Origin of the sequence: Pseudomonas sp. MF6776 (assembly GCF_016613125.1) — a bacterium.
Taxonomy (GTDB): domain Bacteria; phylum Pseudomonadota; class Gammaproteobacteria; order Pseudomonadales; family Pseudomonadaceae; genus Aquipseudomonas; species Aquipseudomonas iridis.
Genome location: NZ_JAENSQ010000023.1, coordinates 17,517 through 31,568, shown reverse-complemented (window position 1 = coordinate 31,568; position 14,052 = coordinate 17,517). Strand labels below are relative to the sequence as shown.

The 14,052-nt window shown below is 60.2% G+C and carries 18 protein-coding genes; 10 read left to right on the top strand and 8 right to left on the bottom strand.

From position 1 onward, the window contains the following. Positions 1 to 3 precede the first annotated feature (3 nt). The 9 genes from proC to JJD74_RS22280 all read left to right on the top strand — a co-directional run bounded on the left by proC (position 4) and on the right by JJD74_RS22280 (position 6,261). Positions 4 to 822 (top strand): pyrroline-5-carboxylate reductase, encoded by an 819-nt coding sequence (gene proC, locus JJD74_RS22320; protein WP_042561544.1) that lies wholly within the window; start codon positions 4 to 6, stop codon positions 820 to 822. Positions 823 to 832: 10 nt separating this feature from the next. Further along, complete coding sequence (locus JJD74_RS22315) at positions 833 to 1,423, top strand: YggT family protein (protein ID WP_042561545.1); 591 nt, start codon at positions 833 to 835, stop codon at positions 1,421 to 1,423. Continuing rightward, a complete protein-coding gene (locus tag JJD74_RS22310) occupies positions 1,420 to 1,713 on the top strand; it encodes a DUF167 domain-containing protein (protein ID WP_042561546.1) in 294 nt (97 codons plus the stop codon). The genes JJD74_RS22315 and JJD74_RS22310 overlap by 4 nt, the downstream gene beginning before the upstream one ends. Before the next feature lie 186 nt (positions 1,714 to 1,899). After that, a complete protein-coding gene (metX, locus tag JJD74_RS22305) occupies positions 1,900 to 3,039 on the top strand; it encodes a homoserine O-succinyltransferase MetX (protein WP_200616843.1) in 1,140 nt (379 codons plus the stop codon). A gap of 7 nt (positions 3,040 to 3,046) precedes the next feature. Next, entirely contained in the window at positions 3,047 to 3,667 is a 621-nt protein-coding gene (gene metW / locus JJD74_RS22300; RefSeq protein ID WP_042561548.1) for a methionine biosynthesis protein MetW, read from the top strand. An 18-nt stretch (positions 3,668 to 3,685) separates the two neighbouring features. Next, positions 3,686 to 4,120: a DUF4426 domain-containing protein gene (locus tag JJD74_RS22295; RefSeq protein ID WP_200616842.1), complete on the top strand. Its 435-nt coding sequence runs from the start codon at positions 3,686 to 3,688 to the stop codon at positions 4,118 to 4,120. Next, complete coding sequence (gene rdgB, locus JJD74_RS22290; RefSeq protein WP_042561550.1) at positions 4,117 to 4,713, top strand: RdgB/HAM1 family non-canonical purine NTP pyrophosphatase; 597 nt, start codon at positions 4,117 to 4,119, stop codon at positions 4,711 to 4,713. Before JJD74_RS22295 ends, rdgB begins: the two co-directional genes overlap by 4 nt. Beyond that, positions 4,710 to 5,915 (top strand): radical SAM family heme chaperone HemW, encoded by a 1,206-nt coding sequence (gene hemW / locus JJD74_RS22285; protein WP_042561551.1) that lies wholly within the window; start codon positions 4,710 to 4,712, stop codon positions 5,913 to 5,915. The genes rdgB and hemW overlap by 4 nt, the downstream gene beginning before the upstream one ends. A gap of 22 nt (positions 5,916 to 5,937) precedes the next feature. Beyond that, on the top strand, positions 5,938 to 6,261 hold the full coding sequence (locus tag JJD74_RS22280; RefSeq protein WP_007913629.1) for a DUF3392 domain-containing protein: 324 nt from the start codon (positions 5,938 to 5,940) through the stop codon (positions 6,259 to 6,261). A gap of 130 nt (positions 6,262 to 6,391) precedes the next feature. Here the strand turns inward: JJD74_RS22280 and trmB are convergent, their stop codons facing one another. The 4 genes from trmB to JJD74_RS22260 all read right to left on the bottom strand — a co-directional run bounded on the left by trmB (position 6,392) and on the right by JJD74_RS22260 (position 8,633). Further along, positions 6,392 to 7,117, bottom strand: coding sequence for a tRNA (guanosine(46)-N7)-methyltransferase TrmB (gene trmB, locus JJD74_RS22275; RefSeq protein ID WP_042561553.1), 726 nt, complete (start codon positions 7,115 to 7,117; stop codon positions 6,392 to 6,394). Between the two features lie 8 nt (positions 7,118 to 7,125). Continuing rightward, complete coding sequence (locus JJD74_RS22270) at positions 7,126 to 7,920, bottom strand: thiazole synthase (RefSeq protein ID WP_042561554.1); 795 nt, start codon at positions 7,918 to 7,920, stop codon at positions 7,126 to 7,128. Between the two features lie 60 nt (positions 7,921 to 7,980). Then, on the bottom strand, positions 7,981 to 8,181 hold the full coding sequence (gene thiS, locus JJD74_RS22265) for a sulfur carrier protein ThiS (RefSeq protein ID WP_162184594.1): 201 nt from the start codon (positions 8,179 to 8,181) through the stop codon (positions 7,981 to 7,983). Positions 8,182 to 8,261: 80 nt separating this feature from the next. Next, positions 8,262 to 8,633: a DUF423 domain-containing protein gene (locus tag JJD74_RS22260; protein WP_042561555.1), complete on the bottom strand. Its 372-nt coding sequence runs from the start codon at positions 8,631 to 8,633 to the stop codon at positions 8,262 to 8,264. Positions 8,634 to 8,707: 74 nt separating this feature from the next. On the opposite strand from JJD74_RS22260, the gene mtgA reads away from it, so the two are divergent. After that, a complete protein-coding gene (gene mtgA / locus JJD74_RS22255) occupies positions 8,708 to 9,430 on the top strand; it encodes a monofunctional biosynthetic peptidoglycan transglycosylase (protein WP_200616841.1) in 723 nt (240 codons plus the stop codon). 150 nt (positions 9,431 to 9,580) lie between these two features. Here mtgA and rpoH read toward each other — a convergent pair whose 3' ends face one another. The 4 genes from rpoH to ftsY all read right to left on the bottom strand — a co-directional run bounded on the left by rpoH (position 9,581) and on the right by ftsY (position 13,747). Further along, on the bottom strand, positions 9,581 to 10,435 hold the full coding sequence (gene rpoH / locus JJD74_RS22250) for an RNA polymerase sigma factor RpoH (RefSeq protein ID WP_042561557.1): 855 nt from the start codon (positions 10,433 to 10,435) through the stop codon (positions 9,581 to 9,583). A 113-nt stretch (positions 10,436 to 10,548) separates the two neighbouring features. Next, positions 10,549 to 11,574: a permease-like cell division protein FtsX gene (gene ftsX / locus JJD74_RS22245; RefSeq protein WP_042561558.1), complete on the bottom strand. Its 1,026-nt coding sequence runs from the start codon at positions 11,572 to 11,574 to the stop codon at positions 10,549 to 10,551. Next, entirely contained in the window at positions 11,571 to 12,242 is a 672-nt protein-coding gene (gene ftsE, locus JJD74_RS22240) for a cell division ATP-binding protein FtsE (RefSeq protein WP_042561559.1), read from the bottom strand. The genes ftsX and ftsE overlap by 4 nt, the downstream gene beginning before the upstream one ends. After that, the gene (gene ftsY, locus JJD74_RS22235; protein WP_200616840.1) at positions 12,239 to 13,747 is read right to left on the bottom strand and encodes a signal recognition particle-docking protein FtsY; all 1,509 of its coding nucleotides are present in this window, start codon (positions 13,745 to 13,747) and stop codon (positions 12,239 to 12,241) included. The genes ftsE and ftsY overlap by 4 nt, the downstream gene beginning before the upstream one ends. Positions 13,748 to 14,052 lie beyond the last annotated feature (305 nt).

Sequence of the window (14,052 nt, the reverse complement as noted above, 5' to 3'; positions counted from 1 at the left end):
GACATGAGCAACACACGTATTGCCTTCATCGGTGCCGGCAACATGGCCGCCAGTTTGATCGGCGGCCTGCGGGCCAAGGGTCTGGAAGCTGCACACATCCGCGCCAGCGACCCGGGCGAAGAAACCCGCGCCAAGGTCAGCGCCGAACACGGCATTGAAACTTTCGCCGACAACGCTCAGGCCATCGAAGGCGTCGACGTTGTCGTGCTGGCGGTCAAACCACAGGCGATGAAAGCCGTTTGCGAAGCGATTCGCCCGAGCCTCAAACCCGATCAACTGGTGGTCTCCATCGCGGCGGGCATTACCTGCGCGAGCATGACTGCATGGCTAGGCGAGCAGCCGATCGTACGCTGCATGCCCAACACCCCGGCGCTACTGCGTCAGGGCGTGAGTGGTCTGTACGCCACCAGCGAAGTGACTGCCGAACAACGCCAGCAAGCCGAAGAACTGCTGTCCGCCGTCGGCATCGCACTGTGGCTGAATGAAGAACAACAACTCGATGCAGTGACCGCTGTATCCGGTTCCGGCCCTGCGTACTTCTTCCTGCTGATCGAAGCCATGACCGCCGCCGGCGTCAAACTCGGGCTGCCGAAAGAAACCGCTGAACAACTGACCCTGCAAACCGCACTGGGCGCCGCGCACATGGCAGCGGCCAGTGACGTCGATGCTGCCGAACTGCGTCGTCGCGTGACCTCGCCGGCCGGTACCACCGAAGCCGCGATCAAATCGTTCCAGGCCGGGGGCTTCGAAGCTCTGGTGGAAAAAGCACTCGGCGCCGCCGCGCACCGCTCGGCCGAAATGGCCGAACAACTGGGCAAATAAGGAGCCTTACATGATTGGATTGAACACTGCAGCGGTTTACGTGCTGCAAACCCTCGGCAGCCTGTACCTGCTGATCGTGCTGCTGCGCTTCGTCCTGCAACTGGTGCGGGCGAACTTCTACAACCCGCTCTGCCAGTTCATCGTCAAAGCGACTCAGCCGCTGCTCAAGCCACTGCGCCGGATCATCCCGAGCATGTTCGGTCTGGACATGTCGTCGCTGGTGCTGGCGATTCTGGTGCAACTGGCGCTGATGGCGCTGACCCTGCTGCTGACTTACGGCACCATCGGCAACCCGCTGCAACTGCTTATCTGGTCGCTGATCGGCGTGACTGCGCTGTTCCTGAAGATCTTCTTCTTTGCCCTGATCATCAGCGTGATCCTGTCCTGGGTCGCTCCGGGCAGCCACAACCCGGGCGCTGAGCTGGTCAACCAGATCTGCGAGCCAGCCCTGGCGCCGTTCCGCAAATTCCTGCCTAACCTCGGTGGTCTGGATCTGTCGCCGATCTTCGCCTTCCTCGCGCTGAAGCTGATCGACATGCTGGTGATCAACAATCTGGCGGCGATGACGATGATGCCGGAAATCCTCCGTCTGCTGATGTGAGCTGGTTTCGTTGGGACGGTGACGACCTGATTCTGGAGTGTCACCTGCAACCGGCAGCCCGTAGCGATGATTTCTGCGGGCTGCACGGTGATCGCCTGAAAATCCGCCTGACTGCGCCACCGGTCGAGGGCAAGGCCAATGCGTATCTGATGGGTTTTCTGGCCAAGGCTTTTGGGGTGTCCAAGAGCCAGGTCAGCTTGCTCAGTGGCGAGTTGAACCGGCAGAAACGGGTGAAGATTTGCTCGCCGAAGAAGTTGCCGGATTTGCCAGATCTAATGCGTCCGACCTGATCCACCGAGTCGTCCCATTCGCGAGCAGGCTCGCTCCCACATTGAAACGCAATCCCCTGTGGGAGCGAGCCTGCTCGCGAATGGCGGCACCTCGGTCCAGAGCGAACACATGAGGGCCAGATGGTTGCTTGCCGCTAACCCCCCCGGTCTTTAGACTTACGCCTCATTTCAACGAGAGCAGGGTCGATGCCAACTGCCTTTCCCCCCGATTCTGTTGGTCTGGTGACGCCGCAAACGGCGCACTTCAGCGAACCTCTGGCCCTGGCCTGTGGCCGCTCGCTGCCAGCCTATGACCTGATCTACGAAACCTACGGCACGCTGAACGCACAGGCGAGCAACGCCGTGCTGATCTGCCATGCCTTGTCCGGCCATCATCACGCCGCCGGTTATCACAGCGTCGACGACCGCAAACCCGGTTGGTGGGACAGCTGCATCGGCCCCGGCAAACCGATCGACACCAGCAAGTTCTTCGTGGTCAGCCTGAATAATCTGGGCGGCTGCAACGGCTCCACCGGCCCGAGCAGCATCAACCCTGAGACCGGCAAACCGTTCGGTGCCGACTTCCCGGTGCTCACCGTGGAAGACTGGGTGCACAGCCAGGCGCGTCTCGCTGACCTGCTCGGCATCGGCCAGTGGGCCGCGGTGATCGGCGGTAGCCTCGGTGGTATGCAGGCGCTGCAATGGACCATCACTTATCCGGATCGCGTGCGTCACTGCGTGGCCATCGCCTCGGCGCCCAAGCTGTCGGCGCAGAACATCGCGTTCAATGAAGTAGCGCGCCAGGCGATTCTCACTGACCCGGAATTCCACGGTGGTTCGTTCCAGGAAGCGGGTGTAATCCCCAAGCGCGGCCTGATGCTGGCGCGCATGGTCGGCCATATCACCTACCTGTCCGACGATTCGATGGGCGAGAAATTTGGCCGTGGCCTGAAGAGCGAGAAGCTCAACTACGACTTCCACAGTGTCGAGTTCCAGGTCGAAAGCTACCTGCGTTATCAGGGCGAAGAGTTCTCCGGACGCTTCGACGCCAATACCTATCTGTTGATGACCAAGGCGCTGGATTACTTTGATCCGGCGGCGAACTTCGACGATAACCTGGCGAAAACCTTCGAGAACGCCACGGCCAAGTTCTGCGTGATGTCGTTCACCACCGACTGGCGCTTCTCCCCGGCGCGCTCGCGTGAGCTGGTGGATGCACTGATGGCGGCGCGCAAAGACGTCAGCTATCTGGAAATCGACGCACCGCAGGGCCACGACGCCTTCCTGATTCCGATCCCTCGCTACTTGCAGGCGTTCGGCAATTACATGAACCGCATCACGCTGTGAGAAAGCCATGAGAGCTGATCTGGAAATCATCCAGGAATGGATCCCCGCCGGCAGCCGCGTCCTCGACCTCGGTTGCGGTGACGGCGAACTGCTGACCTGGCTGCGCGACAACAAGCAGGTCACCGGTTATGGCCTGGAAAACGATGCTGACAACATTGCCCAGTGCGTGGCCAAAGGCGTCAACGTCATCGAGCAGGACCTGGACAAGGGCCTCGGCAACTTTGCCAGCAACAGTTTCGACATCGTCGTCATGACCCAGGCCCTGCAAGCCGTGCACTACCCGGACAAGATCCTCGACGAAATGCTGCGGGTCGGTCGTCAGTGCATCATCACCTTCCCCAATTTCGGCCACTGGCGCTGCCGCTGGTATCTGGCGAGCAAGGGGCGTATGCCGGTGTCGGAGTTTCTGCCCTACACCTGGTACAACACGCCGAACATTCACTTCTGCACCTTCGAAGACTTTGAAGAACTTTGCCGCGAACGTGACGCGAAGGTCATTGATCGGCTTGCCGTGGATCAACAGCACCGCCACGGGTGGGCCAGTAAGCTATGGCCTAATCTGTTAGGTGAGATTGGTATCTACCGCGTCAGCAGCCCGGTACTGGCAGATCACCAAATCGCGGTCTGACATTCGAGGAGAACGAGCATGAGACGTTTGATTGGCACGCTGTTGGCAGCATGTCTGAGCTTTTCGGCGGTCGCCGCCGACGCGATCAAGGGCGAGCGCAAGGAAGTGTTTGGTGATGTCACCGTTCACTACAACACCTTTAATTCCACCTTTCTGACGCCTGACATCGCCAAGGCTGCCGAACTGATCCGCAGCAAGAACCAAGGCGTGATCAATGTCTCGGTGATCAAGGACGGCAAACCACTGGTCGCCAATGTCACCGGCACGGTCAAAGACCTGACCAGCAAAAGCATGCCGCTGAACTTCCGCCAGGTCACCGAACAGGGCGCGATCTATTACATCGCCCAGTACCCGGTGGAACAGCAGGAAACCCGCACCTTTGAAATCAAGGTGCAGAATGGCGACAAGATCAACACCATCAATTTCAACCAAGAACTTTTCCCCGGCGAATGATGAACCTCAAGCAGCTCGTACTGGCCAGCCACAACGCCGGCAAACTCAAGGAACTCCAGGCCATGCTCGGCGAGTCGGTGCAACTGCGCTCGATCGGTGAGTGGAGCAACGTGGAGCCGGAAGAAACCGGTCTGTCGTTCGTCGAGAACGCGATCCTCAAGGCGCGCAATGCCGCACGCATTTCCGGGCTGCCGGCGCTGGCCGATGATTCCGGTCTGGCCGTGGATTTCCTCGGCGGTGCGCCTGGCATCTACTCGGCGCGTTATGCCGACGGCAAGGGTGATGCGGCGAACAACGCCAAACTGCTTGATGCCTTGAAGGACGTTCCCGAGGCCGAGCGCGGCGCGCAGTTCGTTTGTGTTCTGGCACTGGTGCGTCACGCCGACGATCCGTTGCCGATCCTCTGCGAAGGCCTGTGGCACGGGCGCATGCTGACGGCGGCCAGCGGCGAACACGGTTTTGGTTACGACCCGCTGTTCTGGGTGCCGGAGCGTGATTGCTCCAGTGCCGAGCTGACGCCTGCCGACAAGAACCAGATCAGCCACCGCGCCCGTGCAATGGATCTGCTGCGCCAGCGTCTGGGCTTGAAATGACCCGTGACTCTTCTGCGTCGTCGCTGATAGTCGGCGGCGCCGCTTCTTCGCCACGGGCGCCGTTGCCGACGTTGCCGCCCCTGTCGTTGTACATCCACATCCCGTGGTGTGTGCGCAAATGCCCGTATTGCGACTTCAACTCGCACACCGCCAGCCCGGTGCTGCCGGAGCAGGAGTACGTCGACGCGTTGCTGGCCGACCTCGATCAGGATCTGCATGCGGTCTACGGTCGCGAAATCAGCTCGATTTTCTTCGGTGGCGGTACGCCGAGCCTGTTCAGTGCCGAGGCGCTCGGGCGTTTGCTGGAGGGCGTCGAGCAGCGCATTCCGTTTGCTCACGACATCGAAATCACACTGGAAGCCAACCCCGGCACCTTCGAGCAGGAGAAGTTTGTCGCGTATCGCAAGTTGGGGATCAATCGCCTGTCGATCGGTATCCAGAGTTTCCAGCAGGAAAAACTCAAGGCCCTCGGCCGTATCCATAACGGCGACGAAGCGGTACGTGCGGCTGGCATGGCGCGGCAGGCCGGGTTCGATAACTTCAATCTCGACTTGATGCACGGCCTGCCCGATCAGTCGCTGGACGATGCGCTGAGCGATCTGCGCCAGGCCATCGAACTGAATCCCACGCATATCTCCTGGTACCAACTGACGCTGGAGCCGAACACCGTGTTCTGGAATCAGCCGCCTGTGCTGCCGGAAGACGACACGCTATGGGACATTCAAGAAGCCGGGCAAGCGCTGCTGGCCGAGCACGGCTACGCGCAATACGAAGTGTCGGCCTATGCCCAAACCGGCCGCCCGGCGCGGCACAACCTCAATTACTGGAGTTTCGGCGACTTCATCGGCATCGGCGCGGGTGCGCATGGCAAGCTCAGCCATCCGGACGGGCGCATCGTGCGCACCTGGAAAACCCGTTTGCCGAAGGACTATCTCAACCCGGCCAAAAGCTTCCAGGCTGGCGAAAAAGCCCTGACCAATGACGAGATGCCGTTCGAGTTTCTGATGAATGCTTTGCGCCTGACCGCTGGCGTCGAATCGCGCCTGTATCCGCAGCGCACGGGGCTGTCGCTGGAAAGCCTCGCCGAAGGCCGGGCAGCCGCAGAACAAAGCGGTCTGTTGCAGGTCGAACCGTCACGTCTGGCGGCCACCGAGCGCGGACAGCTGTTCCTCAATGACTTGCTGCAACAATTTCTGAACTGATTTCAGTGCTAAGGGAAAACGCATGGATTTGATACTCGACCTGCTCGCCACCGTCTCCCGCTGGAGCCGCAGCAACCTCTCGGAAATCGCCCTGGCGCTGGTGGGCTGCCTCCTGGTGCTGTTCGGCGCCGACTTCAAAGGCTGGGTCGAGCAACGCCTGGGCAGCATCGCCGGCGCCCTGCGGGTGCCACTGATGGCCCTGCTGTGCGTGATCGGCAGCGGCGCAGCGCTGATTTACGCCACGCCGTGGGTAATCAAAGGCCTGAGCCAGTTCAACAACTACAGCCTGGCACCCGTCCTGCTGGTAGTCCTCGTCCTCATCGGCGTAGTCGCCGACCGCCGCTGAATTCGAGCCATACACAAAGCAAATGTGGGAGCGAGCCTGCTCGCGAAGGCGTCATGACATTCAACTTCATCGTTGACGGTCAGAGCGCTTTCGCGAGCAGGCTCGCTCCCACATTGTTACTGCGTAAGGCTTACGACTGCTTTTCGAACTTCAGATCCCACACACCATGCCCAAGACGTTCGCCGCGGCGTTCGAACTTGGTGATCGGGCGTTCGGCCGGGCGCGGTACGCACTTGCCGTCTTCGGCGAGGTTGCGGTAGCCCGGGGCGACGTTCATGACTTCCAGCATGTATTCGGCGTACGGCTCCCAGTCGGTAGCCATGTGCAGAATGCCGCCGACCTTCAACTTGCTGCGCACCAGTTCAGCGAACGACGCCTGGACGATACGACGCTTGTGGTGACGGCTTTTGTGCCACGGATCCGGGAAGAACAGCATCAGGCGGTCGAGGCTGTTGTCGGCGATGCAGCGGTTGAGCACTTCGATCGCGTCGCAATCGTAGACCCGCAGGTTAGTCAGGCCTTGCGTCAATACGCCATTGAGCAGCGCGCCGACACCCGGACGGTGAACTTCAACGCCGATGAAATCCTGATCCGGTGCAGCGGCGGCCATTTCCAGTAGCGAATGGCCCATGCCGAAACCGATTTCCAGCGAGCGTGGTGCCGAACGGCCGAAAACCTGATCGTAATCGACCGGCTCATCGGCCAATGGCAGCACGAACAGCGGTGCGCCTTGATCCAGGCCTTTCTGCTGGCCTTCGGTCATGCGCCCGGCGCGCATCACGAAACTCTTGATGCGGCGGTGTTGGCGCTCGTCGCCCTCTTCCGGCTGGATAGGCGTGTCGTTCGATTCAGTCATCTTGGCTCTTACTTGATCAGACCATCCAGCGGCGAAGAGGCGCTGGCATAGAGTTTTTTCGGCATGCGGCCGGCGAGGTAGGCCAGACGGCCCGCGACGATCGCGTGTTGCATGGCTTGGGCCATCATCACTGGCTGACCCGCGTGGGCAATGGCCGAGTTCATCAGCACTGCGTCACAGCCCAGTTCCATGGCGATGGTGGCATCGGAAGCGGTGCCGACACCGGCGTCTACCAATACCGGAATCTTTGCTTCTTCAAGGATGATCTGCAGGTTGTATGGATTGCAGATACCCAGGCCAGAACCGATCAGGCCGGCCAGCGGCATGACGGCGATGCAGCCGATTTCCGCCAGTTGACGGGCGATGATCGGGTCATCACTGGTGTAAACCATCACGTCGAAACCTTCCTTGACCAGTGTTTCGGCGGCCTTGAGGGTTTCGATCACGTTGGGGAACAGGGTTTTCTGGTCCGCGAGTACTTCCAGCTTCACCAGATTGTGACCGTCGAGCAGCTCACGGGCCAGGCGGCAAGTACGCACGGCTTCGATGGCGTCGTAGCAACCGGCGGTGTTCGGCAGGAAGGTGTAGCGATCCGGCGACAATACGTCGAGCAGGTTCGGTTCGCCTTCGATCTGCCCGAGGTTGGTGCGGCGCACGGCGAAGGTGACGATCTCGGCACCCGAGGCTTCGATGGCCTGGCGGGTTTCTTCCATGTCACGGTACTTGCCGGTACCGACCAGCAAACGCGACTGGTAAGTACGACCGGCCAGCACAAAAGGCTTGTCGCTACGAACGATGCTCATGGGGAATCCTCTTTAGGGGTGAGGGTCTTGCAGAATTCTGTGCCCTTGTGGGCCGCGCGATTAGCCGCCGCCGATGGCGTGAACCACCTCGACGTTATCGCCGTCGTTTAGCGCGGTGTCGGCATGCTGGCTGCGCGGGACGATATCCAGATTGAGTTCGACCGCCACCCGGCGTCCGGTCAGATCCAGACGGGTCAGCAGGGCCGCAACGGTTTCACCGTCGGGCAGTTCAAGGGATTCACCGTTCAACTGAATGCGCATGCGCAATGCCGCCATCATTTTTAGGGGCTGGCATTCTAGCCCGATCATGACCTAAAGGTCAGCACCAAGCGTCAAGCGGTTCATTGCAAGCGCCAGGCAGCCAGGCCCAGGCACACCCAGCCGACGAGAAACGCCAACCCGCCGAACGGGGTGATGATGCCGAGCTTGCTGATGCCGGTGGTGGTCAGCAGGTACAGGCTGCCGGAAAACAGCAGGATACCGACAGTGAACGAGATACCGGCCCAAGTGACCAGTCGCCCCTGAATCTGCGTAGCCAGCAATGCCACACCGAACAACGCCAGTGTATGCACCAGTTGATAGGTGACGCCCGTGTGGAAAATCGCCAGATACTCAGGTGTCAGACGGCTTTTGAGGCCGTGGGCGGCAAACGCACCCAGCGCGACACCCGTGAAACCAAAAAAAGCGGCCAGCATCAAAAAGCCACGCAGCATTGGGAACTCCAGTCAGACTCGATCGGCAGGGTCTGTATAATGGCCCGCTCCACGGGTTCGGCCAAGCCATCTCTATGTTGCGTTCAATTTTCCGTCGTCTCACGAAGGCCCTGCTCTGGTTCGCGGGGGGCAGCGTATTGCTGGTTCTGGTATTTCGCTTCGTACCGCCGCCGGGCACCGCGCTGATGGTCGAGCGCAAGGTCGAATCCTGGATCGACGGCGAGCCGATCGACCTGCAACTCACCTGGAAGCCGTGGGATGAGATTTCCGACGACCTCAAAGTGGCGGTCATGGCTGGCGAAGACCAGAAATTTCCCGAGCATTGGGGCTTTGATTTCAGCGCAATTCAGGCAGCGCTGGCGCACAACGAACTCGGCGGCTCAATTCGCGGCGCCAGTACGTTGAGCCAGCAAGTGTCGAAAAACCTGTTTCTGTGGGCGGGGCGCAGCTATCTGCGTAAAGGCCTGGAAGCCTGGTTTACTGCGCTGATCGAAGTGTTGTGGCCCAAACAGCGGATTCTCGAGGTGTATCTGAACAGTGTCGAGTGGGATGACGGCGTGTTTGGCGCCGAAGCCGCAGCGCGACATCATTTCGGCGTGAGCGCGAAGTCGTTGTCCCGACAGCAGGCGAGTTATCTGGCGGCGGTGCTACCCAACCCGCGGGTGTGGAGCGCGAGCCATCCGACGGCTTATGTCGCACGTCGGGCCGGGTGGATTCGACAGCAAATGAGTCAGCTGGGTGGGACGAGTTATCTGCTGAGTCTGAATGATTCGCGGCGTGCACCGTGGGCGCAGTGACTTCAAGATCAAAGGATCGCAGCCCTCGGCAGCTCCTACAGGTGAATGCGGGTCCCGTGTAGGAGCTGCGGCACGCTGCGATCTTTTGATTTTCAAACAAAAATGCCCCGATCATCGCTGATCGGGGCATTTTTTGTTGTCAGGGGCCGGTTATGCGGCAATCGACAATTTGAGCTTGTTCATCGCGCTCTTTTCGAGCTGACGGATTCGCTCGGCCGACACGTTGTACTTCTGCGCCAGGTCGTGCAGCGTGGCTTTCTCTTCTGCCAGCCAGCGCTGGTAGAGGATGTCGCGGCTGCGTTCGTCCAGCACTTCCAAAGCTTCGTGCAGGTTGTTGTTGGAGTTGTCGCTCCAATCGGCATCTTCCAGTTGACGCGCCGGATCGTACCGGTGGTCTTCCAGATAGTTGGCCGGCGACTGGAAAGCGCTGTCGTCGTCCGCTTCCGCAGCCGGGTCGAAAGCCATGTCATGGCCGGTCAGGCGACTTTCCATCTCGCGCACTTCACGCGGTTCGACGCCGAGGCTTTCCGCCACACGGTGGACTTCCTCGTTATTCAGCCACGCCAGACGCTTCTTCTGGCTGCGCAGGTTGAAGAACAGCTTGCGCTGGGCCTTGGTGGTCGCGACTTTCACAATGCGCCAGTTGCGCAGGATGAACTCGTGAATTTCCGCCTTGATCCAGTGCACTGCGAACGACACCAGGCGCACACCCATTTCCGGGTTGAAGCGCTTTACGGCCTTCATCAGGCCGACGTTACCTTCCTGGATCAGGTCAGCCTGAGCCAGACCGTAGCCGCTATAGCTACGGGCAATGTGTACGACAAAACGCAGGTGGGCGAGCACCATCTGCCGAGCCGCCCCCAAATCCTGCTCATAATAGAGACTCTCGGCCAGTTCACGCTCCTGCTCCGGCGTCAGCAATGGAATGCTGTTCACGGTGTGCACATAGGCTTCCAGGTTTGCGCCTGGAACCAACGCGTACGCAGGTTGCAAAGAATTGGTCATACGAAAAAACCTCCGACTTACATACTCGTGCTTCTCAGCACTGCGAAAAATTGACCGGGAACTCAGGTACAAGTTCCCAAAAACCGTAAGGCCAATCACGCGCAAAAAAGATTCTACTTCGGCGCCAGCTCCCTGAGATGACGTGCGACTGCAATCCATGCACCGATATAACCCAACAGCACCGCGCCAAGCAAGAGCGACAGACCATCGGCAACTGGCACTCCGGCCAGCGCGAAATCACTGCCGTACAAGCCGGCCAATCCAACCACCGCATCGTTCAGCCAGTCCAGGCCGAACGCCAATACGCCCCAGGACAACAGCCCCGCACCGAAGCCATACAACGCGCCCATATAAAGGAAGGGGCGCCGCACATAGCTGTCAGTGCCGCCGACGAGTTTAATCACTTCTATCTCTGTGCGGCGGTTTTCAATATGAAGACGAATGGTATTGCCTATCACCAAAAGTAATGCAGAAACCAGCAGTACCGTCAGACCGAAGACAAAACGATCGCCGAGCTTGAGGATGGCGGCCAGACGCTCGACCCAGACTAGATCAAGTTGTGCCTGTTGTACCTTCGGCAGCTCGGAAAGTTTTTGTCTTAATGCTTCCAGGGTGGTCTTGTCGACCTCGTTCGGCGTCACCAGCACCACGCCCGGTAGCGGGTTTTCCGGCAGCTCGCGCAGGGCTTCGCCCAAACCGGACTGCTGTTGAAACTCTTCCAGCGCCTGATCGCGCCCGACATATTCAGCATCAGCTACGCCGGGCATGCCTTTGATCTGTTCGCGCAACGACTCGCCCTGCTCCGGGCTGGCGTCGAGCTGCAGGTACAGCGAGATCTGCGCCGCACGCTGCCACGATCCGCCGAGACGCTCGACGTTATTGAGCAACAGCGAAAGACCCATCGGCAGGCTCAGCGCCACCGCCATCACCATACAGGTGAAGAAACTGCCGATCGGCTGCTTGCCGAGACGACGCAGGCTGTCGAGCAGGCTGGCGCGATGGCTTTCGACCCAGGCGCGAAACAGCGTGGCGAAGTCAGGGCCGTCGTCATCGTCGTGTTTTTTCTTTTTGGCCGGTTGCGGATCGGCGGCTTTCGGGGCCACGCGCTCGGAAACCTTCGGACTGCGAGTGGCACTCATACCCCGGCCTCCCCGTCGCCGATCAATCGGCCACGCTGCAAGGTCAGCATGCGGTGACGCATACGGGCGATCAGCGCCAGGTCGTGACTGGCGATCAGCACGCTGGTGCCCAAGCGGTTGATGTCTTCGAACACACCCATGATCTCGGCCGCCAGACGCGGGTCGAGGTTACCGGTCGGTTCGTCCGCCAGCAGCAGGGCCGGACGATGGACGATGGCGCGGGCGATGCCGACGCGCTGTTGCTGACCGGTGGACAAGTCGCCCGGGTACAGATCGGTTTTATCCGACAGCGCCACGCGCTCCAGCGCCGAATCGACGCGCTTGGCGATTTCGGGCTTGGACAGCCCGAGAATCTGCAACGGCAACGCGACGTTGTTAAACACCGTGCGATCGAACAGCAACTGGTGGTTCTGGAACACCACACCAATCTGCCTGCGCAGGAACGGAATCTGCGCATTGCTGATGGTGCTCAGGTCTTGCCCGGCGAGCAGCAGCTTGCCGCTGGTCGGACGCTCCATTGCCAGCAACAGGCGCAATAGCGTGGATTTACCGGCACCGGAATGGCCGGTGACAAACAAGAACTCGCCGCGACGGACTCGAAAGCTCAGCTCATGCAAGCCGACGTGTCCGTTCGGGTAGCGTTTACCGACCTGTTCGAAACGAATCATGAACGCTCCCGCTCGGCAAAGAGTGCCTGGACAAAGGGTTCGGCTTCAAAGGTACGCAAATCGTCGATGCCTTCGCCGACGCCGATATAGCGAATCGGCAGACCGAACTGCTTGGCCAGGGCAAAGATCACCCCACCTTTGGCGGTGCCGTCGAGTTTGGTCAGCGCCAGGCCGGTCAGCTCGACAGTCTGGTTGAATTGCTTGGCCTGGTTGATGGCGTTCTGGCCGGTACCGGCGTCGAGTACCAGCAGCACTTCGTGCGGCGCGTCGGCGTCGAGCTTGCCGATCACACGGCGAACCTTTTTCAGTTCTTCCATCAGATTGTCTTTGGTGTGCAGACGGCCGGCGGTGTCGGCGATCAACACGTCGATGCCACGCGCCTTGGCGGCTTGCACAGCGTCGAAGATCACCGAAGCGGAATCGGCGCCCGTGTGCTGGGCGATCACCGGGATCTTGTTGCGCTCGCCCCATACCTGCAACTGCTCAACAGCAGCAGCGCGGAAGGTGTCACCGGCGGCCAGCATGACTTTCTTGCCTTCCAGTTGCAGCTTCTTCGCCAGTTTGCCGATGGTGGTGGTTTTGCCGGCACCGTTGACGCCGACCACAAGGATCACGAACGGTTTGTTCTGCGAAACGATTTTCAGCGGCTGCTCGACCGGTTTGAGCATCGCAGCCAGTTCGGCCTGCAGGGATTTGTACAACGCATCGGCGTCGGCAAGTTCCTTGCGAGCGACCTTTTGGGTCAGGCGCTGGATGATCTGCGTGGTGGCTTCGACGCCAACGTCGGCGGTCAGCAGACGGGTTTCGAGGTCATCCAGCAGCTCGTCATCAATGGTTTTGCGGCCCAGGAACAGGCTGGCCATGCCCTCGCCAATGCTGGCACTGGTTTTCGACAGACCTTGCTTGAGGCGGGCAAAAAAACCGGCTTTGGTTTCTTCGGTGCGCGGGGCTTCGGTAACCACTTCGACCGGCAAGACTGGAGCAGCAACCACGGGGGCAGGTGCTGGCCCGGGCTGTTGAACGATTGGAGCAACAGGGGCAGGAACGACCGGAGCAACAGGCTCGGAAGCGATAGGTTCAGGGACAGGCTCTGAAACAACGGGCGCAGCCACCACAGGAGCCGGAGCGACCTCTGGAACAAACGCAGCCGGCGCAGGAATCTGCGGGGTGATATGCGGCGCAGCCTCTTCAACCAGCGCCACCGGCTCTTCCGCCACTGGCAAGGTCAGCCATGGCTCAGCCGCCGGAGTCAGCGGCAGCTCAACGGCCACAGGCGCTGCAGGCTCCGGTTCTGGCTCAACCGGTTGCAACACCGGTTCGGCATTCGGCAGCACAATCGGCGTCGGCTCTTCTTCTATTAAAGGAGCAGGCGCCGGGGCCGGTTCAGGAATCGCGGGCGGCTGTTCGACGACGGGTTCCTGCGGTTTCTTACGCAGCCATCCGAACAGGCTTTTCTTCTCGCCAGCCGCAGCTGGGGTCTTCTTGTCGTCGTTGGAACCAAACATGGAGGACGGCTATCTCACGGTAGCGACGCGCCATAAGGGCGCCCCGGCAAATAAATATTCGATGCAGAACAGACTGTGTTTCACCCAGCTTGTTCACGCGCAACATTTTGTCGAGGCGCCAGCGGCACCCCAAAGATTCGTATTAACGAAGGACTAAACCGGAAAAATCGGCGAAAAAGCGAAGTCTAGTCGATAAACCGCTGCTTTCTGCCGCCAACCTATACAGCCGCATCAGGCCTGAAAACCTGATAGGCGTGGTCGCCGGTAAAACGGATCAGTATCCTAGCACCTCCTCGCCCGCCGAC

What these genes read in the sequence shown, in the direction of transcription:
- proC (WP_042561544.1), top strand. Translation starts at nt 4, where the DNA reads ATGAGCAACACACGTATTGCCTTCATCGGTGCCGGCAACATGGCCGCC.
- JJD74_RS22315 (WP_042561545.1), top strand. Translation starts at nt 833, where the DNA reads ATGATTGGATTGAACACTGCAGCGGTTTACGTGCTGCAAACCCTCGGC.
- metX (WP_200616843.1), top strand. Translation starts at nt 1,900, where the DNA reads ATGCCAACTGCCTTTCCCCCCGATTCTGTTGGTCTGGTGACGCCGCAA.
- metW (WP_042561548.1), top strand. Translation starts at nt 3,047, where the DNA reads ATGAGAGCTGATCTGGAAATCATCCAGGAATGGATCCCCGCCGGCAGC.
- JJD74_RS22295 (WP_200616842.1), top strand. Translation starts at nt 3,686, where the DNA reads ATGAGACGTTTGATTGGCACGCTGTTGGCAGCATGTCTGAGCTTTTCG.
- rdgB (WP_042561550.1), top strand. Translation starts at nt 4,117, where the DNA reads ATGATGAACCTCAAGCAGCTCGTACTGGCCAGCCACAACGCCGGCAAA.
- hemW (WP_042561551.1), top strand. Translation starts at nt 4,710, where the DNA reads ATGACCCGTGACTCTTCTGCGTCGTCGCTGATAGTCGGCGGCGCCGCT.
- JJD74_RS22280 (WP_007913629.1), top strand. Translation starts at nt 5,938, where the DNA reads ATGGATTTGATACTCGACCTGCTCGCCACCGTCTCCCGCTGGAGCCGC.
- trmB (WP_042561553.1), bottom strand. Translation starts at nt 7,117, where the DNA reads ATGACTGAATCGAACGACACGCCTATCCAGCCGGAAGAGGGCGACGAG.
- JJD74_RS22270 (WP_042561554.1), bottom strand. Translation starts at nt 7,920, where the DNA reads ATGAGCATCGTTCGTAGCGACAAGCCTTTTGTGCTGGCCGGTCGTACT.
- thiS (WP_162184594.1), bottom strand. Translation starts at nt 8,181, where the DNA reads ATGCGCATTCAGTTGAACGGTGAATCCCTTGAACTGCCCGACGGTGAA.
- JJD74_RS22260 (WP_042561555.1), bottom strand. Translation starts at nt 8,633, where the DNA reads ATGCTGCGTGGCTTTTTGATGCTGGCCGCTTTTTTTGGTTTCACGGGT.
- mtgA (WP_200616841.1), top strand. Translation starts at nt 8,708, where the DNA reads ATGTTGCGTTCAATTTTCCGTCGTCTCACGAAGGCCCTGCTCTGGTTC.
- rpoH (WP_042561557.1), bottom strand. Translation starts at nt 10,435, where the DNA reads ATGACCAATTCTTTGCAACCTGCGTACGCGTTGGTTCCAGGCGCAAAC.
- ftsX (WP_042561558.1), bottom strand. Translation starts at nt 11,574, where the DNA reads ATGAGTGCCACTCGCAGTCCGAAGGTTTCCGAGCGCGTGGCCCCGAAA.
- ftsE (WP_042561559.1), bottom strand. Translation starts at nt 12,242, where the DNA reads ATGATTCGTTTCGAACAGGTCGGTAAACGCTACCCGAACGGACACGTC.
- ftsY (WP_200616840.1), bottom strand. Translation starts at nt 13,747, where the DNA reads ATGTTTGGTTCCAACGACGACAAGAAGACCCCAGCTGCGGCTGGCGAG.